General features: G+C 35.5%; 1 protein-coding gene. It reads left to right on the forward strand.

The window, feature by feature from the left end; genetic code table 11:
* A partial coding sequence (locus tag PL11201_RS26620) for a hypothetical protein (protein ID WP_159451581.1) occupies positions 1-633 on the forward strand: 633 nt, incomplete at both ends.

The raw sequence follows: 633 nt of genomic DNA on the forward strand, positions 1-633 counted from the left end.
GATATTGTTACACCAGAAATATCTAATTATTCTCCTCTGCAAAAACAACCAGATTCCACAACTAATCCCACGGATATTATTAATCCAGAAATATCTAATTATCCCCCTCTGCAAAAACAACCGGATTCCACAACTAGTCCCACGGATATTACCAACCCAGAAATCTCTAATTACCCCCCTCTGCAAAAACAACCAGATTCCGCAATTAATCCCAGAGATATTATTAACCCAGAAATCTCTAATTATCCCCCTATTCAAAAACAACCAGATTCCATAACTAATCCCACGGATATTATTACACCAGAAATATCTAATTATCCCCCTATTCAAAAACAACCAGATTCCGCAATTAATCCCAGAGATATTATTAACCCAGAAATCTCTAATTATTCTCCTATTCAAAAACAACCAGATTCCGCAATTAATCCCAGAGATATTATTAACCCAGAAATCTCTAATTATTCTCCTATTCAAAAACAACCAGATTCCACAACTAATCCCACGGATATTATTACACCAGAAATATCTAATTATCCCCCTCTCCAAAAACAACCAGATTCCACAACTAATCCCAGAGATATTGTTACACCAGAAATATCTAATTATTCTCCTCTGCAAAAACAACCAGATTCC

The organism is Planktothrix sp. PCC 11201, from assembly GCF_900009135.1.
Taxonomy (GTDB): Bacteria; Cyanobacteriota; Cyanobacteriia; order Cyanobacteriales; family Microcoleaceae; genus Planktothrix.